The 23,776-nt window shown below is 42.0% G+C and carries 25 protein-coding genes; 15 read left to right on the top strand and 10 right to left on the bottom strand.

From position 1 onward, the window contains the following. Window positions 1-3 precede the first annotated feature (3 nt). The 3 genes from IRB43_RS15050 to IRB43_RS15040 all read right to left on the bottom strand — a co-directional run bounded on the left by IRB43_RS15050 (window position 4) and on the right by IRB43_RS15040 (window position 2,284). A complete protein-coding gene (locus IRB43_RS15050) occupies window positions 4-1,236 on the bottom strand; it encodes a Zn-dependent hydrolase (protein WP_203364308.1) in 1,233 nt (410 codons plus the stop codon). A 118-nt stretch (window positions 1,237-1,354) separates the two neighbouring features. Then, window positions 1,355-1,744: a hypothetical protein gene (locus tag IRB43_RS15045; protein ID WP_203364307.1), complete on the bottom strand. Its 390-nt coding sequence runs from the start codon at window positions 1,742-1,744 to the stop codon at window positions 1,355-1,357. Next, on the bottom strand, window positions 1,745-2,284 hold the full coding sequence (locus tag IRB43_RS15040; RefSeq protein ID WP_203364306.1) for a hypothetical protein: 540 nt from the start codon (window positions 2,282-2,284) through the stop codon (window positions 1,745-1,747). A gap of 262 nt (window positions 2,285-2,546) precedes the next feature. Between IRB43_RS15040 and IRB43_RS15035 the strand changes: the two genes are divergently transcribed. From IRB43_RS15035 to IRB43_RS15015, 5 genes are read left to right on the top strand one after another with little or no spacing between them, the layout of a single operon-like run. Further along, the gene (locus IRB43_RS15035; protein WP_238942043.1) at window positions 2,547-3,932 is read left to right on the top strand and encodes an NAD(P)-dependent oxidoreductase; all 1,386 of its coding nucleotides are present in this window, start codon (window positions 2,547-2,549) and stop codon (window positions 3,930-3,932) included. Window positions 3,933-3,952: 20 nt separating this feature from the next. Continuing rightward, on the top strand, window positions 3,953-5,221 hold the full coding sequence (gene preA / locus IRB43_RS15030) for an NAD-dependent dihydropyrimidine dehydrogenase subunit PreA (protein ID WP_203364305.1): 1,269 nt from the start codon (window positions 3,953-3,955) through the stop codon (window positions 5,219-5,221). A gap of 38 nt (window positions 5,222-5,259) precedes the next feature. Further along, window positions 5,260-6,675, top strand: a complete 1,416-nt coding sequence (gene hydA, locus IRB43_RS15025) for a dihydropyrimidinase (protein ID WP_203364304.1) — start codon at window positions 5,260-5,262, stop codon at window positions 6,673-6,675. Window positions 6,676-6,700: 25 nt separating this feature from the next. After that, window positions 6,701-8,158 (top strand): NCS1 family transporter, encoded by a 1,458-nt coding sequence (locus IRB43_RS15020; RefSeq protein WP_203364303.1) that lies wholly within the window; start codon window positions 6,701-6,703, stop codon window positions 8,156-8,158. Window positions 8,159-8,195: 37 nt separating this feature from the next. Next, window positions 8,196-8,429: a hypothetical protein gene (locus IRB43_RS15015; protein WP_203364302.1), complete on the top strand. Its 234-nt coding sequence runs from the start codon at window positions 8,196-8,198 to the stop codon at window positions 8,427-8,429. Here IRB43_RS15015 and IRB43_RS15010 read toward each other — a convergent pair. The 7 genes from IRB43_RS15010 to argC form a co-directional block, all read right to left on the bottom strand. Next, the gene (locus IRB43_RS15010) at window positions 8,426-8,977 is read right to left on the bottom strand and encodes a hypothetical protein (RefSeq protein WP_203364301.1); all 552 of its coding nucleotides are present in this window, start codon (window positions 8,975-8,977) and stop codon (window positions 8,426-8,428) included. The two genes, IRB43_RS15015 and IRB43_RS15010, sit on opposite strands and share 4 nt — an antisense overlap. 179 nt (window positions 8,978-9,156) lie before the next feature. Then, window positions 9,157-10,293 carry an acetylornithine transaminase gene (locus IRB43_RS15005; RefSeq protein WP_203364300.1) on the bottom strand — a complete coding sequence of 379 codons (1,137 nt, stop codon included), beginning with the start codon at window positions 10,291-10,293 and terminating at the stop codon, window positions 9,157-9,159. Continuing rightward, a complete protein-coding gene (gene argB / locus IRB43_RS15000; RefSeq protein ID WP_203364299.1) occupies window positions 10,290-11,060 on the bottom strand; it encodes an acetylglutamate kinase in 771 nt (256 codons plus the stop codon). Before argB ends, IRB43_RS15005 begins: the two co-directional genes overlap by 4 nt. Window positions 11,061-11,120: 60 nt before the next feature. Next, the gene (locus tag IRB43_RS14995) at window positions 11,121-11,267 is read right to left on the bottom strand and encodes a hypothetical protein (RefSeq protein ID WP_203364298.1); all 147 of its coding nucleotides are present in this window, start codon (window positions 11,265-11,267) and stop codon (window positions 11,121-11,123) included. Between the two features lie 98 nt (window positions 11,268-11,365). Further along, on the bottom strand, window positions 11,366-11,539 hold the full coding sequence (locus IRB43_RS14990; protein WP_203364297.1) for a hypothetical protein: 174 nt from the start codon (window positions 11,537-11,539) through the stop codon (window positions 11,366-11,368). Window positions 11,540-11,607: 68 nt separating this feature from the next. Further along, on the bottom strand, window positions 11,608-12,822 hold the full coding sequence (gene argJ, locus IRB43_RS14985) for a bifunctional ornithine acetyltransferase/N-acetylglutamate synthase (protein ID WP_203364296.1): 1,215 nt from the start codon (window positions 12,820-12,822) through the stop codon (window positions 11,608-11,610). 12 nt (window positions 12,823-12,834) lie between these two features. Then, entirely contained in the window at window positions 12,835-13,872 is a 1,038-nt protein-coding gene (gene argC / locus IRB43_RS14980; protein WP_203364295.1) for an N-acetyl-gamma-glutamyl-phosphate reductase, read from the bottom strand. Between the two features lie 189 nt (window positions 13,873-14,061). Between argC and IRB43_RS14975 the strand changes: the two genes are divergently transcribed. The 10 genes from IRB43_RS14975 to IRB43_RS14930 form a co-directional block, all read left to right on the top strand. Further along, the gene (locus IRB43_RS14975) at window positions 14,062-14,625 is read left to right on the top strand and encodes a thioredoxin family protein (RefSeq protein ID WP_203364294.1); all 564 of its coding nucleotides are present in this window, start codon (window positions 14,062-14,064) and stop codon (window positions 14,623-14,625) included. 110 nt (window positions 14,626-14,735) lie between these two features. Continuing rightward, entirely contained in the window at window positions 14,736-15,536 is an 801-nt protein-coding gene (locus IRB43_RS14970) for an arylamine N-acetyltransferase (RefSeq protein WP_203364293.1), read from the top strand. A gap of 91 nt (window positions 15,537-15,627) precedes the next feature. Beyond that, window positions 15,628-16,545, top strand: a complete 918-nt coding sequence (locus IRB43_RS14965; protein WP_203364292.1) for a diacylglycerol kinase — start codon at window positions 15,628-15,630, stop codon at window positions 16,543-16,545. Window positions 16,546-16,665: 120 nt separating this feature from the next. After that, complete coding sequence (locus tag IRB43_RS14960; RefSeq protein WP_203364291.1) at window positions 16,666-17,109, top strand: MarR family winged helix-turn-helix transcriptional regulator; 444 nt, start codon at window positions 16,666-16,668, stop codon at window positions 17,107-17,109. Then, complete coding sequence (locus IRB43_RS14955; protein WP_203364290.1) at window positions 17,102-18,331, top strand: MFS transporter; 1,230 nt, start codon at window positions 17,102-17,104, stop codon at window positions 18,329-18,331. The genes IRB43_RS14960 and IRB43_RS14955 overlap by 8 nt, the downstream gene beginning before the upstream one ends. A 31-nt stretch (window positions 18,332-18,362) precedes the next feature. After that, on the top strand, window positions 18,363-20,105 hold the full coding sequence (locus tag IRB43_RS14950) for an ABC transporter ATP-binding protein (protein ID WP_203364289.1): 1,743 nt from the start codon (window positions 18,363-18,365) through the stop codon (window positions 20,103-20,105). Next, window positions 20,086-21,792, top strand: a complete 1,707-nt coding sequence (locus IRB43_RS14945; protein WP_203364288.1) for an ABC transporter ATP-binding protein — start codon at window positions 20,086-20,088, stop codon at window positions 21,790-21,792. The genes IRB43_RS14950 and IRB43_RS14945 overlap by 20 nt, the downstream gene beginning before the upstream one ends. A 47-nt stretch (window positions 21,793-21,839) precedes the next feature. Further along, window positions 21,840-22,028 (top strand): hypothetical protein, encoded by a 189-nt coding sequence (locus IRB43_RS14940; protein ID WP_203364287.1) that lies wholly within the window; start codon window positions 21,840-21,842, stop codon window positions 22,026-22,028. Window positions 22,029-22,168: 140 nt separating this feature from the next. Beyond that, a complete protein-coding gene (locus IRB43_RS14935; protein WP_203364286.1) occupies window positions 22,169-22,483 on the top strand; it encodes a hypothetical protein in 315 nt (104 codons plus the stop codon). Between the two features lie 444 nt (window positions 22,484-22,927). Then, window positions 22,928-23,776 (top strand): LysM peptidoglycan-binding domain-containing protein (locus IRB43_RS14930; RefSeq protein WP_203364285.1); only part of this gene is annotated, 849 nt, incomplete at its 3' end.

Genomic DNA, 23,776 nt, shown 5'->3' with positions numbered 1-23,776 from the left:
GAATTATTCATTAAGGTAAGAAAGAACGGTTTCTAAAAGTACATTTACCCCTTTTCCACAGTCTTCCCAAGTTGTTCGTTCTTCTTCGCAGTGGCTTTTTCCGTTGATGCTAGGTACGAAAAGCATGGCGGTAGGAAGGTAGCTGGCGAGAAACTGGGCATCATGACCCGCGCCACTTACCATTCGTTTGTAGGAGTAACTTAATGATTGAGTGGACTGTTCAAGTCGCTGGCAAGCTTCTTCGTCAAACCAAACTGTTTGTCGGTCCCAAAGTTTTTCTGCTTGTATGGTGCAATTTTGCTCGGAGGTATGTTGAGTTAACTCTTGGATGATGGCTTCGACTTGCTGGATAATTTTTGCTTCTTTATGGCGGGCTTCTAATGTGAAGACAACGCGGTTCGGGATGACGGTGTGGATATTAGGAAAGACATTCATCCGTCCCATGGTAAAGACTAAGTCGGAATCTAGGGCACTTAGTCGTTCGCGCGCTTTCATGATTAATTCATTAGTGGTAAATAAAGCATCCTTTCGCATATGCATCGGCGTTGTGCCGGCATGATCGGATTCCCCAGTCACCGTAAATTCGTAACAGACCATTCCCAGCACACACTCGACGACGCCAATAGACAGTGATTCTTGTTCAAGAATCGGGCCTTGTTCAATATGCAGCTCTAAAAAAGCGGTGGCTTCTTTTAAACGAGCCGCCTGATCTCCGGCATAACCGATGTCTTGAAGCGCTTGACTAAAAGTAATGCCATCCATATCGGTTTTTTGCAACATCGTGTCTTTATCGAATTTGCCGGAAAGGACACCGGATGCCATCATAGATGGTTCAAACCGAGCGCCTTCTTCATTTGTAATATTGACAATGGTAAGCGGTATTTGAGGTTTAATATTATTTTCGACAAGTGTGCGAGCAATTTCGAGACCTGCGACAACTCCAAGAATGCCATCAAAACGGCCGCCTTTTTTCACCGTATCGATATGCGAGCCAATCACGATAGGTGGTTTGGGTTCTATTCCTGCTAATGTAGCGTAAATATTCCCCATATCATCCACTTGAATGTTCATGCCGAGATCTTTGCAACAGGAACAAAAATAATCTCTTGCTAAGCGATCTTCTTCTGAGAGGGCGAGTCGTGTGACACCATTTTTGGGTGTGCGTCCAAAATCAGCAAAACGTTCCAATGTGTCTTTCAATCGTTCCCCATTGATCAACAGTTTTTGCTTCTTCAAATTGCTCACTCCTTCATACTTTTTATAGAAAAAATGATAGCATTAATATTCTGAAAATTCCACAAAAATATTTAAGATGAATTCTGAATCAATAAATAAAAATATGATAAATGATTGCTTATTTCTTTTCTTGATTGTATTGATCCAGTCCTTTTTTGAATAAATCAAGAATGATATCATGCTGTGTTTTACTGATGACATGGTTTTTAATTTCGTTTAATTCGGCCACTAAGTCTGCATCGAGATGAAGGTTAATCGTTTTGCCTTTATCTTTCGGTCTAATTTCGTAGCCGTTTTCTATTTCTTTGGCCTGTCCTTCTATGATTATTGCTTCAGAAAAGAAGGACTTATCAGGAATGATGATTATGTCGCCTTCAAAATATATTTTTGATAGATCCTGTTCAAATGAAATAGTTAAAAAATGATTCGCTTGTTGGTTAGCTTGCTTAATTTTCCGGGCGATTGTCTGATTCGGAACGTTATTTTCCAGTGCGATTTTGACTTTCAATTACTCGTCAACTCCTTGCATCAGTTGAATATTTCTTTCCTTTACATTCTTCAATGTGTCAAATGATCCTTCTATTTGAATGACATAGTGAAATTCATCCTCGTGCAGGTGAGAGTCAATGATGATGCCAATCAATGGTTCTCCTTTTGATTGCGTGACAAGTACGCGATCAAGCACTTCATATTCTGGCAATAAATAACCTTTTTCTTCGTACAAAAAGCGATATGTATCTACTTTTGCGTATAAATATCTTTTCTTTCCTTGTTTAGATTGCAATGCCCAAAATTTATCTTTCTCATCAACAACCTCACCAAGGTACCCTTCATCGGCCCATCTTTTAATCGTGGACATGTTTGTTTTCTTCCCCACTTTTCTTTCAATTAAGTCGATTATTTCTTTCGAAGAGATATATTTTTGGCGCTCTTTCTCTTGAATAGTTAAAGCTTCTAAGCGCTGATATAGCTCTTGCAGAAGCTCTTGCTGTTCTTTGAGCTTTGCTTCTGTTTTCTGAATAAGCCATTCTAATTCCGATCGCTTCAAATACAGTCACGCCTTCCTTTTGCTGATACAGACATGTATTTATTGTACAACACTTTAATTGATAGAGAAATCATCCACAATTTTATGATGAATTTATTGTTGAATAATCATTGAAAAATGACAAAAAATGATGAAAATACAAATAATAAAAACGCAATCATTTAATTGACAAAACAATAATGATATCATACTATAAATTTTAATAATATTTAGAAAATTATCGTTTTTTAGTGGTATGGAAATCAGTGAGGAGGGAAGTCGTATGCACTTAAATCGAATGAAGAAGAAAGGTATCTCCTTAGATGATTTAAGAGCCAATTTTTATGAATTGGAGCCAGATTTGACAGCGAAGGAAGCGATTGAGGAGTCCAATCGTTGTTTGTATTGTTATGATGCTCCGTGTATAAAAGCTTGTCCGACTGGTATTAACATTCCATCATTTATTAAAAAAATTGCCTCAGGAAATATGAAAGGTTCAGCACGAGTCATTATGGAAGCAAATCCTGTTGGCGCCAGTTGTGCGCGCGTCTGTCCAACAGAAGAACTGTGTGAAGGAGCGTGTGTTCTCAATGAAGCCTCTTTGCCGATTATGATTGGTAATTTACAGCGTCACGCAACCAATTGGGCGATGAAAAATGAGGTGCAGCTATTTGAAGCAGGCGAAAAAATTGGAAAGAGCGTAGCGATTATTGGCGGTGGACCAGCCGGATTAGCAGCTGCTCGTGAACTCGCTCGATTAGGCTATGACGTAACAATTTTTGAAGCAAAGGAGAAAGCAGGAGGGCTCAATACACATGGAATTGTCTCATTCCGTTTACCTCAAGAAGTTTCGTTATGGGAAGTAGAGCAAGTGGAGAAATTAGGTGTGACCATTTGTATGAATACAAAGGTTGGAAAAGATATTTCAGTCGATGAAATATTAAATCAGTTTGATGCGATTGTGCTAGCCGTTGGAATGTCCAAAGTGCCGATGCTAGGCATTGATGGAGAAGAAGCAGAAAATGTGTATGATGCGATTGATTTTGTGGAAAGGACAAAAACGCCTCCTCTCGATCAGCAATTTATTGGCAAGAGGGTTGCAGTGATCGGAGCGGGAAATACAGCCATTGATGCGGCCACTTGTTCCGTTCGATTAGGAGCTAGCGATGTGAAGATGATTTATCGCCGGACAGAAGCAGAAATGACGGCCTATGAATTTGAATATGAGTTTGCGAAGCAGGATGGAGTGGAATTTAGATGGTTGACACAGCCGGTGAAAATGATTAAAGACGAGACAGGAAAAGTGAAGGCTTTAGCTTGCACACGTATGGAGCTTGGAGCACCTGATGAGTCAGGGCGCCGACGTCCAGTTCCAGTAGCTGATTCCGAATTTATTATGGAAGTGGATGTCGTCATCAAAGCGATCGGTCAAACTCGTTACATCAATCTGATTGAACAGTTAGGATTGGAGCATACAAAAGGAATCGTCAAAATTAATACAAACACGCATCAAACTTCTAATCCTAAAGTATTTGCGGCGGGGGATGTTATTTTTGGAGATGGGCAAGGAGAGGCAATGGTTGTTACGGCAGCTCAACAAGGGAAACAAACCGCTTATGCCATTCATCAGCAATTCATTGCCGATCATGTCTCTTTAGAAAATGTATAAAAAGGTAGGGGGGAATCCAAATGGCAGATTTACGAGTAAACTTTGCCGGCATTAAAGCACCTAATCCTTTTTGGCTGGCTTCTGCACCGCCAACTAACTCTGGCTATCAAGTACAAAGAGCATTTGAAGCTGGTTGGGGAGGAGCTGTGTGGAAGACGCTTGGAGATCCAATTTTAAATGTTTCTTCTCGTTTTGCTGGTGTTCATTTTAACGGTCAGCGAGTGGCTGGATTTAATAATATTGAATTGATTACAGACCGGCCGCTTGAAGTCAATTTAAAAGAAATCTATGAAACGAAAAAGAAATTTCCTAACCATGCCTTAATTGTTTCGCTGATGGTTGAACCGAAGCAAGAAAAGTGGCATGAAATTGTGAAGAAGGTTGAAGCTGTTGGAGTGGATGGGCTGGAGTTAAACTTTGGCTGTCCTCATGGAATGGCAGAGCGAGGCATGGGGTCTGCTTCAGGGCAAGTCCCAGAATTAGTCGAGAAGCAAACGTATTGGGCGAAAGAAGCAGCGAAAACGCCTGTCATTGTTAAATTGACTCCAAATATTACAGACATCACGGCGACCGCCTATGCAGCTGTGCAAGGGGGCGCCGATGCGATTAGCATGATTAACACGATTAATAGTTTAGCAGGAGTAGATATTGATTCGTGGAACACGATTCCGCATGTTGGTGGAAAAGGGGCTCATGGTGGATACTGTGGACCGGCTGTTAAACCAATAGCATTAAATATGGTCGCGGAATGTGCCCGCAATAGCGAAATCAATGTTCCCATCTCAGGGATGGGCGGTGTCTCTAGTTGGAGAGATGCGGTGGAATTTATGCTGATGGGAGCAGGAAGCATTCAAGTATGTACCGCCGCGATGCACCATGGGTTTAGTATTGTAGAGGATATGGTAGATGGATTAAATAATTATTTAGACAGTAAAGGGATTTCTACACTGGATGGTCTCATCGGTCAGGCGGTCAAAAACTATTCCGATTGGGGCAACCTTGATTTGAATTATAAAGTAGTCGCTCGAATTAACCAGGATGTTTGCATCAATTGCAATAAGTGTCATATCGCTTGTGAAGACACATCGCATCAATGTATTGAAAGGCTGACTAATAAAAATGGCGAGGCGTATTTGAAAGTCCGTGAAGAAGATTGCGTAGGATGTAACCTTTGTTCCATCGTCTGTCCAGTGGATGGAGCGATTGATATGGTGGAGATACCGAATGGGGAGCCGATGACATGGAATGAACGTCAAGCAGCGATTAAACTACCAATGTGTCAATCATAAAGAAACAATACGAGGATGAAAGAGGAGGACAGGCGAAAATGAAAAAGTTGATTACAAATGGAATGATTGTGACTGCAACAGATCAATATGAAGCGGATCTCCTCATTGAAAATGGAGTAATTAGTGCCATTGGACGTCAACTAAATACAGCGGTTGATGAAGTGATTGATGCGAAAGGGTCGTATATCTTTCCTGGCGGAATTGATCCTCATACCCATTTAGATATGCCTTTTGGTGGAACAGTCACCATTGATGACTTTGAAACGGGAACGATCGCAGCAGCTTATGGCGGAACAACAACGATTATTGATTTTTGTTTAACGAATAAAGGAGAGCCGCTCCAAACAGCTATTCAAACGTGGCATAATAAAGCAAAGGATAAAGCAGTCATTGATTATGGTTTCCATTTAATGATCGGCGAGGTCAATGAAAAGGTATTACAAGAAATTCCGCAAATCATTGAAGATGGAATCACCTCTTTTAAAGTATTTATGGCTTATAAAAATGTCTTTCAAGCGGATGATGAGACGCTTTTCCGCACACTGGTGACAGCGAAGGAGCATGGGGCACTTGTCATGGTCCATGCAGAGAACGGTGATGTGATTGATTATTTAGTGAAGGAAGCATTGAAAAATGAACAGACTGATCCGATTTACCACGCACTCACACGTCCCCCAGAAGTAGAAGGAGAAGCGACGGGAAGAGCAGCTCAATTAACGGGTCTAGCTAACTCTCAACTATACGTGGTGCACGTCTCATGTGCAGAGGCTGTGGAAAAGATTGCGGCTGCTAGGCAAAAGGGCTATCAAGTGTGGGGGGAGACTTGTCCACAATATTTAGTGCTAGATCAATCATATTTAGAAAAGCCTAATTTCGAAGGCGCGAAATATGTGTGGTCTCCACCATTACGGGAGAAGTGGCATCAAGAGGTGTTATGGAATGCCTTGAAAAACGGTCAGCTGCAAACGCTTGGTTCCGATCAATGTTCATTTAATTTCAAAGGACAGAAAGATTTAGGACGAGGAGACTTTACGAAAATACCGAATGGCGGCCCAATTATTGAAGATCGCTTTAGTCTTTTCTTTTCTGAAGGGGTGAAAAAGGGGCGCATTTCGCTGAATCAATTTGTTGATATTGTGTCTACAAGAATTGCAAAATTATTTGGTTTGTTTCCGAAAAAAGGGACGATTGCCGTTGGTAGCGATGCGGATCTTGTTATCTTTGATCCAGATAAAGAGCGGATTTTATCAGCGGATACGCACCATATGAGCGTCGATTACAGTGCCTTTGAAGGAATGAAAATTACCGGAGAACCGATCTCTGTTTTATCACGGGGAGAATTCGTGATTCGTGATAAACAGTTTGTCGGTCAACTAGGGGCAGGTCAATTTTTGAAAAGAAAGCGGTTTCAAACTACCGATACGAAAGCGGAAAGCAGTGTGAATATGGAATAGTGACATTCATATGAGGAGAGTGGCCATGAGAAAACGTAATCAGTATTTGAAATCACCAGATCTTCTACCGATTGCTCATGGAGACAGAAAGATTGGAACGTTTGGGTTTTCAATGATGTGGGTTGGAATGGCTGTTGTGTTAGCGGCATTTGCCATTGGTGGTACGGGTGTACAGACAATGCCGCTTACATGGGTGTTGATGGCGTCTTTCCTTGGCTGCCTCATTATCGGTTTTTTAATTACCGTTATTGCGGATATAGGGATTGAACACGGCATTTCTTTTCCAATCTATTTGCGGGCACCGTTTGGAACAGTTGGCACGCATTTGCCGTCTCTTCTTAGGGGAGTAGTGGCATCCATTTGGTTTGGAATTAATTCTTATTTTGGGGCGGCGGCCATTAACGGCATCTTAAATATTATGACAGGTTTTGATAACTGGTTTATCTGTTTTGCTATTTTTGTAGCTCTTCAAGTGATTAATACATCGGTAGGCATTAAGGCGGTTGAACAGTTTGCTAATTTAGCGGCTCCGACGATTATCCTAATTTCTATTTGGATGTACTACACGCTAACCGACCAAGCTAGTACAGCGGATAAAAATGTTTGGACATGGATGGAAACCCCCATCTCGGGTATTGCGTTATTGGCGCCTTTTTTAACTGTTATATTAGGAAATATGGGGTATTGGTCCACTTTGTGTGCTGATATTTCCTCGCTATCTCGGTTTATTAAAGCTCCTATGTATGAGCGGAATTGGATCAAACGCAATAAATCCGTGCTAGTTGGTAGCGTCGTTGCTTTGCCGTTAACTCAAACCTTTATTGTAGCGATCGGTGGAGTCGCTTACATTGCTGTAGGCAATTATGATCCAATTATTGCTTTACAGGAATCGGCTGGTGGCTTGATCTTAGGTGTATTACTTGTGATGATTGTGTTCGCTCAATGGTCGACGAATACAACCGCAAATTTAGTTCCAGCGGCTACCGTGTTTTCCAACATTGGCGGCCCGAAAGTTCCTTTTTATGCGGGCGTGATCTTTGCTGGGATCATTGGGATGGTGACTCAGCCTTGGAATTTGTTTAACACATTAATCCCTTTCTTGCTAATTAGCGGGGGAGTACTATCGGCAATTGTTGGGATTTTATATACGGACTATTATTTGATACGCAAACGTCGAGTGAATGTCGTTGAATTGTATGAAAGCAATGGACAATATAGTTATCATTTTGGCATCAACTGGGCCGGTTTGATCGCATGGTCGATTGGAGGAGGAGCTTCTGTTTTATTTTCTAATTACTCTTTTATACTAGGTTTTCTACTATCAGCCACCAGTTATTATGTGTTAGCAAAATATTGGTGGTTCAAAAAATATAAACAAGCCGAATTAGAAGACCCTAGTGATGAGAAGTATTTAGGCATTACAGTCGGGCGCGATTGGATCATTGAAAGAGAAGATGAAATCACAAGTCAAACAGGTGCGTAAATAGTAGATTCGCATGAGATGTAAGGAGGGAAGAAACATGTCATCCTATCAAGAGTTTCAAGCAGAAAAACAGAAAATTGATCAATTGTATGAAAAAGGGTATGTCATTACTCACGTGCATGAAAATTTAAGTGGTGCCTTTATTACATTTGAAAGGCCAAAAGGAAAAGGGAACCATCAATCAAGGAAAATCAAGCTGCACATTTTAACTGCGGATGGACGAAAATATTTTTCTAATCTTATTATTGCTCGCCAGAAAAGCTTAGTTTAATGACCCTCTTCCTGAGAGGTGGCAGAAAGAGGGTCAGGGCCAGAAATGTTAAAGACAAGCGCCACCTCGATATCTTTCACTTGTTTTACTTGATCATATAACACATAATAAATAATCTCATCATCGATATGATAAATGATTCCGTCATGAGAATGGGCCAATAAAAAATCGCGTGTGTCATTGCCAAGTTGGATGGATCGTTCTAGAGGGTCTAGGGGTAGGGGATGCTTCGTGTTTTTATATTTCCAGCGCCATGCTTCTTGCTTTAAACGAGCTTCACTATATCGGTAATTTAAGATAAATGGATTTTGTAAGTGAATTTTTTGGGTTAGCACGACCGCTTTTTGTTCGTGTTCAGTATCGGCATGGCAGAAGGCATAACGGGCAGCAAGCTCTAAATCATTAATCAGATAAAGGCCGGAGCCGAATAATGATCGGGCAGCTACATGAGGACTGAAGGCTCTAAATTCCTGCCTTTCATATTTTTGGTGGTGGATGACTTCTTTCGCTTCTCTATAACTAATCCCGCGGTAAGCTTTTCTCTCCAAATTAAAACCTCCCACTTTATTTAATATAAAAGCGCTTACATTTATGTGCCACAGAGATTCAGAAAAATAACTCATCCTATACATTTCTAGCCTCTATAAAAAACTCCTCTTTTAGTTTTGTATTTCAAAAAACGGAGGTGTCCAGAAAGCCAATGAAAACTGACTTTCTGGACACCTCCCTACTTAAGAATGTCTGCAAGAACTTTTACGGCTTGTTCCATCTCTTTTTCTGTTACTGTCAATGGCGGAAGAAGACGAAGGACATTCGTTCCGGCTGTTAAAATGAGCAAGCCTTGTTCGCGGGCAGCGGTAACAAACGGAGTCGCTTCACCATCAAGTTCAATACCGATCATTAACCCTTTGCCTTTAATTTTTTTCACGTGTGGAGCCGCTGAAAGGGCAGATTGTAGCATGCTTGCGAGCATTTCGCCTTTTTTCGTGACTTCATTTAAAAAATGATCATCAAAAATAGTTTGTAAAGTGGCTTTCGCTGCTGCTAGAGCAACAGGATTCCCTCCGAATGTGGATCCGTGCGAACCGGGGGAGAAGGCGGTTGCTAGTTCTTTCTTTCCGATAATGGCACCAAGCGGCAGACCGCTCGCGATTCCTTTCGCTGTTGATACGATATCAGGGTTGAGGTTCAAGTGCTGAAAGGCAAAAGCTTTTCCTGTTCGGCCGATCCCCGTTTGCACTTCATCAATGATGACAAGGGCCCCTTTTTGATGCGCAAGCTCGACCGCTTTTTGTAAAAATTCCGCTTCCCCTGAATTAATTCCACCTTCGCCTTGAATCATTTCAAACATGATGGCAGCGGTATTTTCATCGAGCATTTGCTCAAGGGCATGCCAATCGTTTAAAGGAACGTATTCAAATGTCGATAACATTGGGCCAAAGCCTGTTTTTATTTTATCCTGCCCAGTAGCCGCCATTGTCGCAAATGTCCGTCCATGAAAGGAATCTAAAAATGTAATAATCTTGCTGCGGCCGGTGGCTTTACGAGCAAGTTTAATTGCGGCTTCATTCGCCTCAGCGCCACTGTTGGCAAAGAAAACGAGGTCAAGACCGGAGGCAGCTGTTAATTGTTCAGCTACTTCTTCTTGCAATTCAATTTGAAATAAATTAGAGGTATGCCAAAACTTAGATAACTGTTCCTCCACTGCTTTTTTCACTTGATCCGGAATATGACCGAGATTGCAGACACTAATGCCGGAAGTGAAGTCTAAATATACTTTTCCGCTCTTATCTGTCAATGAAGCGCCTTTTGCGGCAACGGGTGTGACATCCCAGCGAGCGTAAGTAGGGAATAAGTAGCTCATAAAATCACCTTTTCTTTCACGAATTTTGTTCCATACCATTCACCATTTTGGTAAAAGGCTTTCTTTCCAGACACGATATGAACTTGTTTCACATGGTCAGAAAACGTTTGGATCGCTGATTGAACTTTCGGAATCATGCCTCCGCTAATGACGCCGCTTGCGATCAGTTCATTTGTTTGTGCTTCAGATAGTTCTGGAAGTAGTTCCCCATCTTTCATCACGCCATCAACATCCGTTACCATAAGAAAGTGTTCCACTTTTAACGCATTGGCAACAGCCGCTGCAGCAAGGTCTGCATTAATATTTAACACCGTACCATCTGGGCCGGCTGCAATTGGGGTTAACACCGGAAGCAGCTTCTGCTCGCACAATAATTGTAGAAATGCACTGTTCACTTTTGTTACTTCGCCAACAAAACCTAGCTGTTCTTGATCAATGAATTTGGCTTGAAGCAGTCCATTGTCGCTTGAATTTAATCCAATAGCAGCTAAGCCGTGCTTTTCCAAAAGACGAACGAGCTTGCGGTTCAAACTGCCAGACAGTGCTAGTTCTGCTGTTCTTAATACTTGTTCGCTCGTCACGCGCAATCCGTTTTTAAATTCGCTTTGCACATTGAGCGTCTTAAGCATTTCATTGATTTCTGGACCACCGCCATGAACAAATACAATCGCATAACCTTGTTCCGTCAGTTCTTTCATACTAGTAAAAAATGCTTCGGATAATTCACTTAATACACTTCCGCCGCATTTAACAACAATTGTCTTCATCGGGAAACCTCCTTGAGAAAAAATAGGAAGGAGCCTGATAGATGGGCTCCTTTGTTTTATTTAGAAAATGTTATCGAGTGTTCTGCTTTTCCATACGTCGCTAAACGGTGCCTTCCGCTTTTCGATTGTCCAGCTCCAGGCACCAGCGCCTAGTGGACTTCCACGATCCTCCTGGTGATAAGTCAACATCGGATCACTATCGTTCACCGTGTTGCCTTTATCTCATACGGCTCGCTCCAGTCCATACGTCGCTAAACGGTGCCTTCCGCTTTTCGGTTGTCCAGCTCCAGCAGCCAGACTCTCGGTCATAAGCTTGTCACGCCTGTGTGGCAAAGAACGCCACTCCGGCGGTCCATCTTATGCCTGCCGAGTCTAAACGGCTGCTTCCGCATTTCGATTGTCCAGCTCCAGGCACCAGCGCCTAGTGGACTTCCACGATCCTCCTTGTGATAAGTCAACATCGGTTCACTATCGTTCACCGTGTTTCCTTTATCTCATGCGGCTCGCTCCAGTCCATACGTCGCTAAACGGTGCCTTCCGCATTTCGTTATGTCCGGTAGCTTGCATTAATTTTGATGTAGTCGTAGGAGAGGTCGCAGCCCCAGGCCATTCCGTGTCCTTCTCCTAAGTGGAGGTGGATCGAAATTTTGACGGTTTCTCCTTTAAAGTATTCGATGATTTGTTCCTCTGAATAAGGGACCACTTCGCTTTGTTCCAAGATCGTTTGGTCACCGATGGCGATATCGATCGTGTCTGGGTTGACTGTGATATCTGCATATCCAACTGCGCTAATGATCCGTCCCCAGTTCGCGTCTGCGCCGAATACAGCAGTTTTGACGAGGTTAGAGCCAACGACTTCTTTCGCTGCGATTTGGGCCTCTTTGTCATTTAGTGCTCCGACCACTTCAACTTCTACTAGTTTCGTTGCGCCTTCTCCATCTCTAGCAATCTTCTTGGCTAATATTTCGCTTACTTCTTTCAACATTGCCTTAAATGTATCCCATTGCGGGTGGTCTGGTGTAAGAGGATTATTTCCTGCTAAACCATTCGCCATGACAACGACTGTATCATTCGTTGAAGTGTCGCCATCAACGGTAATTTGATTAAAGGTTTGATCTGTCACTTGGCGAAGAGCTGTTTGCAAGTGTTCCGCTGAGATGACTGCGTCGGTTGTAATAAAGGCAAGCATCGTAGCCATGTTTGGATGAATCATGCCAGAACCTTTGGCAGCTCCGCCTACTGTGACCGTTTGACCGTCAATGACCGCTTCAAACGCACATTTTTTCGTCATTAAATCGGTTGTTAAAATGGCAGTTTCAAATTGCTCGGCACTTGTTTCATCAGAAGCTGGCTGCAATTTTTGAATGCCGCTTTCGATTTTATCCATTTGTAAATGTTCACCGATTACACCTGTGGAAGCAACAGCGACGTAATGCTCAGGTAGCTGAAACTTTTCTGCCAGCCATTTTCTTGATTGATACGCATCTTGTAATCCTTGCTTTCCTGTGCAAGCGTTGGCGCATCCACTATTGACGAGGATGGCTTGCAATTTCTGTTCAACGGAAAGGCTGTCTTGTGTTACTTTAATAGGCGCTGCTTGGAAATGGCTTGTCGTATATACCGCTGCGCTTTCGGCTGGAACTTCTGAAAAAACCACTCCTAGGTCATTTCTCGTTTCACGAACGCCTGAGTTCACTCCAGCAGCGGCAAAGCCTTTTGGTGAGATCAGTGAGCCGTTTGTTATTTCACTAATAGCTGACATGTTTGTTTCCTCCTACGGGAACATCGGGAAGCCTTTTAAACCAGCTGTTTCTTCAAAGCCGAACATTAAATTGGCGTTTTGAATGGCTTGCCCTGCTGCCCCTTTCATTAAATTATCGATAACGGCCACAATTGTGACGCGGTTTGTTCGTTCATCTATATCAATTCCGATATCACAGAAATTAGATCCTGCAACTTCCTTGACGCCCGGAAACTCTCCAAGAGGGCGGACGCGGACAAAGTGATCATGTTGATAGGCTTCTTCATATATTTGATGCAGCTGCTTTGCTGACATCGATTCTTTCAACGGGGCATAAATGGTAGACATGATGCCGCGTGAAATCGGAAGCAAATGGGTAGAGAATGTGATCGGTCCTGTTGTTTCGTCCCATAAGTTCAATTGTTGCTGAATTTCTGGAATGTGCTGATGTTCATTTACTTTATAAATTTTAAAGTTGTCGTTCATTTCAGCAAAGTGAACCATTTGTGATAATCCGCGGCCAGCGCCGGATACACCAGATTTAGCATCGATGATGATCCATGAAGGGTCGATGGCTTTTGCTTGCAATGCTGGTGCCAATCCTAATAACGTCGCTGTCGGATAGCATCCTGGGTTAGAAAGTAAAGTAGCTTCTTGAATGTTTTCACGGTTCCATTCGGTTAAGCCGTATACTGCTTGCTCTAGCATTTCAACAGCAGCTGGTTCTTTTTTGTACCATTTTTTATAATTTTCTGGATTTTTCAGGCGGAGATCTCCTGATAAATCAACGACTTTTGTATTGTTTGCCAGCAGTTGCGGCGCGAGTGTCCCAGCCGCTCCAGATGGTACAGCAAGAAAGACAACATCCGCTTCTTGCGTAATTTTTTCGGTATCAATTTTCAGTAATGGTAAAGAGCAAATATTAAGCAAATGAGGGTACTCTTCTGTTGCAGGTACCTTGTCTTTGCTCGATGAATAAATAGCATCAAGGTGAAAATTCGGATGATTGGATAAAAGACGTATAAGTTCAATTCCACCATATCCGCTTGCTCCAATAACAGCAGCTTTCATGGGAACCTCCTAGTGTATTTTTATTTATCTCGTTACATAAATATTAATTATTTTTTATAATTATAAGATTGTTATATAATTAAATCAACCGTTTTTGCAAAAATATGTGATAATTGAAGGGTTTATTCAAAAAATATAGAATATATAACAGGTAATTCTATTTTTAGAATTGATATGGAGGCACAGGTTATGACCTTGAAAGATTGGTTTGAAAAAGGACTACCATCAGAGCAGTATGTGGAGCAAATGGAGCAAAATAAGGAAAATGTGAAGCGCATTCAATCTAGTTTTGAATTGCCGAAGACGGAGGCATCCTTTTTGTCCCGATTGCAGGAGGAGAACTTAAAAGCCATCGTCATCACAGAGGATTGGTGTGGGGATGCGATGATGAATGTTCCGGTTTTTCTTGAGCTTGCCCGGCATGCACACATCGATGTCCGGATTCTATATAGAGATCAAAATTTAGAGTTGATGGACCAATATTTAACGAATGGAACATCACGTGCGATTCCGATCATCATTTTCTTTAACGAGGAGGATGGAGAGAAAGCGGTATGGGGACCGCGTGCACAAGCTGTTCAAGAATTAGTTACTAGCAAGAGATCTGCTTTGCCGCCTCTTGATCATGAATTGTTTGAGGAAAAGCAAAAAGAGATGTATCAAGAGTTAACTGAAGCCTTTCTAACGGAAAAAGGCTTATGGCAAGAAGTGTATCGAAGTATGAAAACAGCTCTAACCGAGAAATTAATTTAACGATGGACAGGCTTCAGGAAACAATCCTAGCCTGTTTTTTTGTATAAGACGTGATCTGTTTCGACTAGTTTTGACTCATTTTTTGGTCACTATTATGAGGGGGGAGACAAATGGATGTCGTATCAGGTTATTTAAACCGGCTGAAAATTGGCAGAGAGAAGCCAAGTCTAAATTATTTACAGCGGCTGATACAGCATCATTTATCATTTATTCCGTATGAAACGTTCAGCAAGTTTCATTATTATAATCAAGGGAGCCAGCACGTGCCGGACTTTGATGTGTTTGTTCGAAATTTACAAGAGAGAGGCTGGGGCGGAACGTGCTACTCGTTAAATATCAATTTTGCCCGGCTGCTGCAAAAGCTTGGCTTTCATTGTTCATTTGTTCGAGTTCTTCCTGGTCATGCTGCCATTATGGTGACGATTGATCATAGCCGATATTATGTCGATGTCGGTTACGGTTCGCCGATGACTAGGCCGATTGAATTAGAGAGCCGTCATTGTCATGTGCTCCATGGCTTTGGAGAAGAGATCATTTTTACGAGCCGCGGAGAGAATCAATTTTTACTAGAGCGCCGAGCGAATGGGAAAACGTTTGTGACGAAGCACATTCATTGGCTCCCTTTAACGGAAGAAGAAATCATCGAAGAGGCTGCTTCGTCGTTTCAAGATCACGATAACAATATCACAATGCGGAGAATATCGGCTGTTCGTTTTCAGGGGAATAACTGTTATTTTTTACGGAATGAAACATTAAAGGTGATGAATTACCGAGATATTCGCGCTCACCATTTTAAAGAGAAGGAAATGTGGCTGAAGGCCGTAGCAGAAGCTTTCCAAGTCGATGAACAGGGCGTGGAAGAATCGCTTGTTTTTTTGGAACAAAGGGGCGTTGAATTGTTCGAAAAATAGCTTTTTTAGTTGAAAAGTAGTAAGATATTAACACAAGTGTTATATTGGGAAAAATAAACATAATCTTACATGAAGACTAGGATGGAGACAAATGAAAAGAGCAAGAATTATTTATAATCCTACTTCAGGCCGAGAGCTTTTTAAAAAAAGTTTGCCGGAAGTGTTACAAAAACTCGAACAGGCGGGCTATGAAACTTCTACTCATGCAACAACGGGAGAAGGAGATGCGACGCATGCGGCTCGAATTGCTGTGGAGCGCAAATATGATATCGTGATTGCTGCCGGTGGAGATGGGACATTAAATGAAGTAGTGAACGGCTTAGCTGAACAGGAATATCGTCCGAAATTTGGTGTCATTCCGATGGGCACAACGAATGATTTTGCCCGTGCACTTCATATTCCGCGAGATAATATTCAATCCGCAGTAGATGTGATCATCAATGGAGATACGATTCCTGTTGATATCGGTCGCATGAATGACCGCTATTTTATTAATATCGCAGGCGGCGGCCGTTTAACGGAGCTGACGTATGAAGTGCCTAGCAAGTTAAAGACGATGCTTGGTCAAATGGCGTATTATTTAAAAGGCATCGAAATGCTTCCGTCCATTAAAGCATCGGAAGTGACGATTGAATATGATGGCAAGCTATTCGAAGGAGAAGTGATGCTCTTCTTGATCGCTTTGACGAATTCTGTCGGCGGCTTTGAGAAATTAGCACCAGATTCCTCGGTCAACGATGGCTTATTTTCTTTGCTCATTTTGAAAAAGACGAATTTAGCGGAATTCATTCGCATCGCCAGCCTTGCTTTACGGGGAGAGCATCTTCAAGATGAACACGTCATTTATACGAAGGCTAATCGAATTAAAGTTCATTCGCCGGAGAAAATATTAATTAATCTTGATGGAGAATTGGGCGGAGCGTCACCGGTTGACTTTGAAAATTTATATCGTCATCTAGAGGTATTTGCTCCAGTTGACCAATTACGTCCGCAAGATCGAATATATTAATTAGAAAGCTCGACTCTTTATGGGTCGGCTTTTTTATTATTCATTATTTCGTCATTCGAAAAATATGCTACAATTTAGAGATGGTTAATAGTTACCTAGGTAAATAAAAGGGGTGTTTTCATGGATTCGCATGTTTTGTTTCATGCGCTTCATCAGCTGTCAAGGCAATTGACGAAGCGGGTGAATACGGTGTTGCAGCCGTATGGGCTGTATAGTGCACAATGGTCTGTGCTGTATGTCTTAAAGCAGAAAGGCAGTTTAACGCAGACTGAGTTGTGCGATTATTTGGCTGTGGAAGCACCGCCGATGACACGGACGATTCAGCGGCTTGTGAAGCAAGGATATGTGAAGCAAGTACCAGGCCGGGATAAGCGTGTCAAAATTATTCAATTGACGGAACAAGCAGAGAAAGAATACCCAGTGTGGGAAAAAGAGATTCTTGCGGCTAATAAAGAGCTGTTAGCCCATTTTCCGCAAGAGCTGCAACAGCAATTGTATCTTCTTGTGTCCGATTGGCTTCTCGTATTAACGAGTGAACAGAAAGAAGGGGATGGAGATGAATAAGCCTGCTTTATGGACAAAAGATTTTCTTAGTGTGTCGGGAAGTAATTTTTTGTTATTTATCGTTTTTTATATGCTGTTAGTGACGATGCCGGTGTATGCACTGCAAGACATGGGCAGCTCGCCAAGTGAGGCCGGTTTAGTGACGACGCTCTTCTTATTATCAGCGATTCTTGTTCGACCGTTCACAGGACAGTGGATTGAACGGTTTGGGAAAAAGAAAATATTGATCGCTTCACAATTCGTCTTTCTGCTTGCATCGGTGCTCTACTTTGTGCCCGATTCTTTATGGAGCTTGCTTGCATTGCGATTTTTTCATGGGATTGGTTTTGGGATGGCGACAACGGCAACTGGAGCGATGGTCGCTGATATTATTCCGGATTCTCGACGCGGAGAAGGCATGGGGTATTATGTAATGTCCACCAATTTAGCGATGGTTATTGGACCGTTTCTTGGATTGACAGCGATGCAAAAATGGGGCAGCTTTACGATGATTGTTCTATGTGTCATCATTTCTGGACTTGCTCTAATGGCAGGGGGGCTGATTGATCGTCGTGAACAGCGATCTGGTCAGGGAGTGCTGTCGATTTTTGATGTCCAATTGCGCGCCCGCGATTTATTTGAATTTTCAGCGTTGCCGATTGCGATTGTTGGCATGTTTTTCTCAGCGGTTTATGCCTCCATTTTATCCTTCGTATCGGTCTATGCAGAAGAGTTGCAGCTAGGTGAAGTAGCGAGTTATTTCTTTGTTGTTTATGCCGTTATATTATTGTTATCACGTCCGTTTACGGGAAAATGGTTTGACCAACACGGAGCGCATGTCATCGTTTATCCAGCGATCTTTTTATTTGCTGTGGGAATGTTATTGTTGAGCCAAGTATCGACTGTCTGGGCTTTTTTGACAGCGGCCGGATTAATTGGACTAGGCTGGGGAACGTTATTTCCAAGCTTTCAAACAATTGCGATTCAACAGGCACCGCCGCAGAAAAAGGCACTCGCGACGGCGACATTTTTATCGCTATTTGATTTAGGAATTGGACTTGGCTCTTTTGTAATTGGGCTTACTGTGACGAAGATGAGCTTTAGCACACTTTATTTTTATGGCTGCTTTTATATTTTAGTAGGAATGGTTGTCTATTATGTATTAACGCAACAAAGGAATGTGAACATGCTCGAATTTGAAAAAAACGAACCGGTGAACTATACTGGGAAAAAATATAATTGAGAATTTTTTTCAAATGAAGGGTGGTGCTACCTTGCGATCGGTATTTTCCTATTTAAAACCTTATAAATATTTGATGATGCTTGCCTGGCTGCTCATGTTAGTAGAATTAGCTGTCGAGCTTACTCATCCGTTGTTGATGGCCAAAATCATTGACGAGGGCGTAGTGAAGGGAGATCTCACAGCTATTTATAAGTGGGGAGCATTGATGCTAGGGACGACGTTGTTCGCTTTTGCATCAGGCATTATTAATTCCTTCGTCGCGGCTCACGTCGGCCAAAACTTTGGCTTTGATTTAAGGGGGAAAATGATTGAGAAAGTGCAATCCTTCTCATTTGCTAGTTACAATCGTTTTGCCTCTTCCTCGCTGATTACTCGCATGACAACCGATGTGACTCTTTTGCAAAATGCGGTGTTTATGAGCTTGCGGATTATGCTTCGTGCGCCGTTGATGATTCTTTTTGGAACGGTGATGGCTCTGCTCGTTCATGTGAAATTGACGCTTATTTTGCTCGTGACCGTTCCGTTGATGGTCGCTTTTTTATTAACAAGAATGAAAAAAAGCTCAAACTTATTTCGTTCAGTACAGCAACGGCTTGATCATGTGAATAATGTGATGCAAGAAAACTTAGCAGGGATTCGTTTAATTAAAGCGTTTCTTCGTTGGAAGCATGAAAGTGCACGCTTTACAGAAGCGAGTGAACAATTGATGAAGCAAACGATTCGTGTCGTGCGAATGGTGGAAACAACGACGCCTGTTTTGCTATTTGTGATGAATAGTAGTTTACTATTTATATTATGGTTTGGGTTTGCTGAGTTTCAAGCGGGAACGGCGACAACTGGAGACATTGTGGCAGTCATTAATTACGCAACGAGAATCATTTCTTCGTTATCCATTTTCACATTTATTATAATGATCTTCTCTAGAGGAAAGGCTTCAGCGGAACGGATTGGCGAGCTGCTGGAGGAACCAGAAGAGCAGGCGGACCAACGTTTAAAAGGAAGTCCTTTTCAAGCAAAAGGCGGGAAAATTGAATTGGATCACGTGTCATTCTCTTTCCCGGGAAGCGAGGAGCCGGTGTTAAAGGATCTCACCTTTACTGTTCAGCCAGGAGAAACAACCGCTATTATGGGCGCTACAGGCTCAGGGAAGTCGACGTTGTTTTATTTAATTCCAAGATTATATGAGCCTGATCATGGCACGATTCAGATCGATGGTCAAGATATTGCTGAGGTACAGTCAGCATCCTTGCGAGAACAAATCGGCTTTGTCCCGCAGGAAGCTCATTTATTTACCGGAACGATTCGGGAAAATATTGCTTGGGGTAAAGAGGACGCAACCATGGATGAAATGATCGAAGCGGCGAAGAAAGCGCAAATTTATGACATGATTCAAGGATTGCCGGATCAGTTTGATACGATGATTGGTCAAAAGGGTGTGAATTTATCCGGAGGGCAAAAGCAGCGGCTATCCGTTGCTCGAGCGTTAATTCGCAAGCCGCTCATCCTTTTGTTAGATGACAGCACAAGCGCGCTCGATCTTCGCACGGAAGCGAACATGCTGGACGCGTTGAAAAAAGAAACATGTACAACACTTATTATTACGCAAAAAATTAGCACTGCTCAGCAAGCGGATCAAATTCTGTTATTAGAAAATGGCCGCCTGCTCGCAAAAGGTACTCATGACGAGCTGTTACAACATCAGGAATTATATCAGCAGCTGAATGCGTCCCAATCGAGAGAGGAGGAGCTGCCATATGCCAAGACACATCGCTAGAGGCGGACCGAAGCCGCAAATTAAAGATATGACGCACACATTAAAAAGGCTTTCGAGCTATTTAGCGAAAAGAAAAGGTTTGCTCTTTCTCGTGGTCATAATGGTCGTTGCCAGTTCGGCACTTGGGCTGCTTGGGCCGTATTTCGTCGGGGTAGCGATTGATGAGTTTATCGTCACTGGCAATCAAGAGGGATTACTTTCTTTACTCTTTCAATTAGGGCTTGTCTACTTTCTGTATTCATTGACGATCTTTTTGCAAAATTATTGGATGGCCGGAATCGCTCAAAAGACCGTATTTGAAATGAGAACAGGGCTGTTTGATCATCTGCATCAACTGCCGTTATCCTTTTTCGATCGGCGGCAACATGGAGAGCTGATGAGCCGAGTGACCAATGATATTGAAAATGTCAGCAGCACACTCAATAGCTCGGTTATTCAAGTTGTTTCTAGTGTATTAACGCTGACGGGAGCGGTGATTGTGATGTTGTCGCTCAGTCCTTTGCTGACTGCAATCACATTATTCATTGTGCCTCTCATGTATATTGGAATGAAGTGGATCACTACTCGGACGCGCAAGCTATTTAAAGAGCAGCAGCGCCATTTAGGGGAATTAAACGGCTATATTGAAGAGGCTGTTTCAAGCAAACATATTGTCAAAATGTTTTCGCAAGAAGAGAAAATTGAAGTGGAATTTGCTCGGCGAAATGCCCAATTAAAGCAAACAGGGTATTGGGCGCAAACGTATTCAGGGTTTATTCCGAAGCTGATGAATGTGCTGAATAATTTAAGCTTTGCGTTAATCGCCGGCGCAGGAGGCTGGCTCGCTTTCAAAGGAATGATCTCTGTTGGAACGATCGTCATATTCGCGGAGTATGCTCGGCAGTTTACCCGCCCGCTCAATGATTTAGCGAATCAATTTAATACGTTATTGTCTGCCATTGCCGGAGCAGAACGTGTCTTTGATATTATGGATACGAAGCCAGAAGAACAAGATGATAAGACACTAGAAAAGGTGGAGACGATTCGCGGGGAGATTGAATTTCAAAATGTATCGTTTTCTTATGTGGAAGGGCAGAAGACGATCCGCGATATTAATTTTTCTGTGCGTCCTGGTGAAATGTTAGCTCTTATTGGACCGACTGGAGCAGGGAAAACAACGATTATTAACTTGCTCGCTCGTTTTTATGACCCAGATGAGGGGAAGATTTTGATCGATGGGAAAGAAAGCACAAACATCTCGCGGCAAGATTTACGAAAGCATATGGGATTTGTGCTACAAGATACGTTTTTATTTGAAGGAACGATCCGTGAAAATATTCGTTACGGAAGGCTAAATGCGACAGATGAAGAGGTAGAGCAGGCGGCAAAGGAAGCGAATGCCCATTCGTTTATTATGAAGCTGCCTGATGGCTATGATACGAAGCTAAAGCATGAAGGGAGCGGTATCAGCCAAGGGCAAAAGCAACTGCTTGCCATTGCTCGAGCGATTTTAGCCAACCCAGCCATTTTAATTTTAGACGAAGCGACAAGCAGCATCGACACGATCACTGAACTGCATATCCAGCAAGCGCTAGACCGCCTAATGAAAGGACGAACGACGATCACAATTGCTCATCGCCTCAATACGATCGCCAGGGCCCATCACATCCTTGATTTAGGATCAGAGCCTCGGCCTATGAACGCGTGAGGCTAGAAACGATTGCCGTTTCGGTATGCTTTTGCTATAGTCAAGACATGGAAAAACATTATTTTTTAATTTTCGGTCGTTTTTTATACTTATTTGTTCTTGGATTCGCGGCGTATGTCGCTTATCAAATTGAAGGAGCCACTTCATGGGTTTTTTGGAGCGTGATTGCTTTTATGATCATTACTGTTGTCATGCTTGCTCTGACGGTAAAGCTTCGAAAACAAGGACAGAAATAACAGAAAGACCAAGGAAACCTGCATGGATGCTAAATATCTATGTGGGTTTCTTTTTTTGATAATACAAAGAAATGAACATTTTATTACTAATCACATGTTAAAATAAGGAAGTGAACAGTGCTTGTAAAAGGAGAGATACTATGGATCAGTTTGCAACGTTTGCGTATTTAAGACCCGTGTTCTTTTCATTTATTGTGATTTTATCTCTATTGTTGTTAACCGTGATTTTTCACAAATACACTGAGAAAGCAGTCAATGGATTGTTTGTGATAAGCATATGTGCCATTAGCGTTTTCAGCTCCGCTCTTCTTCTTTACTTGGAAGGGATCATTGTAGATGAGTTGAATTTAGGCGGTGATGAAGTCACTTTTTATCTGTTTATTAGTGTAGTAAGCTTAAGTGTAGCTAATGTAGTGATTTATTTTTGGAAACATAGTAAAAAGGTAGAGTTTTAAATCAAGTTAAAACCAACATATCTACTATTTAAATGGTGGATATATTGGTCTTTTTAGTTTAATCATAAGGTAATTAATTATGTTACATCCAGTGAGAAGAACGGACGTGTTGAAATTAATATCTTTTTCCTAAATATTAAAATTGTTCCTAACTGGATAAATTTTACTAAATCCCCCTTTTTACCTACTCGATTTGATCAATCCCTTGTTTTATATCGATTTCGTCGTTTAAAGAGTTTGTGAAACGATTAGAAACATAGACTCATAACGAATTAGATTTGTAGTATTTTAGATATATATTTTATCGTCATGACATTATTTTTATGAGTTTGTCGTTTTTTTAATTTAGATGTAATATTTCCTATTGTGGAGAATATTGATACAAAGACAAATATTTCAATGTTCTCTTTTTTTGAAAAAAAAAGAATACACGGGGAGAAGAGTATGGAACACGAGAAAATGGGAACTCGCCAAGAGAGAATTGCTAGGTTAAAAAAGGCAAAAGCTTATGAGCGAAATTCTAAATGGATTGGTGCGACTTTAGCTGTTTCACTAACTGCTGTATCGATGTTTGCTCAGCCAGAGGAAGCGAAGGCTTGCGATTGTGCCGCTTCTTATACAGTGAAGCCGGGTGATACGATTTATTCACTTGCAAAAAAATTTCAAGTATCAGTTGAACAACTGAAAAGCAAAAATGGCTTTACCTCTGATGACTTATACATGGGCCAGCAAATGATCGTCCCAACTCTTGATGAAAGTGGTCGACCGCAGCACTTGACCACAGTGGAAGAGAAGGACGAGTCCCTAGAAAATGATGTCACAAATAAGGAAGTTAATAAAAAGACCGAACAATCAATTAAATTAGAAGGTGTTGAAACAAGTTCCGCATCACCTCAAGTAAATACAGTAAGCCCAACAGAAAAAGAAGTCACTGCAGCAGTTACAAAGATAGGCGGGAAACTAGTCGATCAAGGTACGCCTAAAACAGTAGGAAAGAGCGGTTCAGTGACTCATATTGTCCAAACAGGGGACAGCTTATGGAAGATTGCGAACAAATACGGCACAACGATCGAACAAATTCGCAAAGACAATCAATTAAAAACGGATGCGTTAACGATCGGTCAAAAGCTGATCATTACACCAAAAGGGTCTACAACGAAACCGACTCCGGCTCCAAAGCCAGTCGAAAAACCAAAACCAGTGGAAAAACCAAAACCACCAGTGAGTTCGAGTTCGAAAGTGACGCATATCGTCCAATCTGGGGACAGTCTGTGGAAAATCGCCAATCAGTAT

Source organism: Bacillus sp. REN10, assembly GCF_016820555.1.
Classification (GTDB): Bacteria; Bacillota; Bacilli; order Bacillales; family Domibacillaceae; genus Bacillus_CE.
Note: the sequence above shows the minus strand (reverse complement) of the source record. Positions and strands in the feature narration are given on the sequence as shown.

Bases quoted from the DNA above. Each gene is read 5' to 3' on its own strand.
- argB (WP_203364299.1), bottom strand. From the start codon at position 11,060: ATGAAGACAATTGTTGTTAAATGCGGCGGAAGTGTATTAAGTGAATTA.
- IRB43_RS14945 (WP_203364288.1), top strand. From the start codon at position 20,086: ATGCCAAGACACATCGCTAGAGGCGGACCGAAGCCGCAAATTAAAGAT.
- IRB43_RS15005 (WP_203364300.1), bottom strand. From the start codon at position 10,293: ATGAGCTACTTATTCCCTACTTACGCTCGCTGGGATGTCACACCCGTT.
- IRB43_RS14955 (WP_203364290.1), top strand. From the start codon at position 17,102: ATGAATAAGCCTGCTTTATGGACAAAAGATTTTCTTAGTGTGTCGGGA.
- IRB43_RS14965 (WP_203364292.1), top strand. From the start codon at position 15,628: ATGAAAAGAGCAAGAATTATTTATAATCCTACTTCAGGCCGAGAGCTT.
- IRB43_RS14975 (WP_203364294.1), top strand. From the start codon at position 14,062: ATGACCTTGAAAGATTGGTTTGAAAAAGGACTACCATCAGAGCAGTAT.
- argC (WP_203364295.1), bottom strand. From the start codon at position 13,872: ATGAAAGCTGCTGTTATTGGAGCAAGCGGATATGGTGGAATTGAACTT.
- IRB43_RS14940 (WP_203364287.1), top strand. From the start codon at position 21,840: ATGGAAAAACATTATTTTTTAATTTTCGGTCGTTTTTTATACTTATTT.
- IRB43_RS15015 (WP_203364302.1), top strand. From the start codon at position 8,196: ATGTCATCCTATCAAGAGTTTCAAGCAGAAAAACAGAAAATTGATCAA.
- IRB43_RS15035 (WP_238942043.1), top strand. From the start codon at position 2,547: ATGCACTTAAATCGAATGAAGAAGAAAGGTATCTCCTTAGATGATTTA.
- IRB43_RS14935 (WP_203364286.1), top strand. From the start codon at position 22,169: ATGGATCAGTTTGCAACGTTTGCGTATTTAAGACCCGTGTTCTTTTCA.
- IRB43_RS14970 (WP_203364293.1), top strand. From the start codon at position 14,736: ATGGATGTCGTATCAGGTTATTTAAACCGGCTGAAAATTGGCAGAGAG.
- preA (WP_203364305.1), top strand. From the start codon at position 3,953: ATGGCAGATTTACGAGTAAACTTTGCCGGCATTAAAGCACCTAATCCT.
- argJ (WP_203364296.1), bottom strand. From the start codon at position 12,822: ATGTCAGCTATTAGTGAAATAACAAACGGCTCACTGATCTCACCAAAA.
- IRB43_RS15020 (WP_203364303.1), top strand. From the start codon at position 6,701: ATGAGAAAACGTAATCAGTATTTGAAATCACCAGATCTTCTACCGATT.
- IRB43_RS14960 (WP_203364291.1), top strand. From the start codon at position 16,666: ATGGATTCGCATGTTTTGTTTCATGCGCTTCATCAGCTGTCAAGGCAA.
- hydA (WP_203364304.1), top strand. From the start codon at position 5,260: ATGAAAAAGTTGATTACAAATGGAATGATTGTGACTGCAACAGATCAA.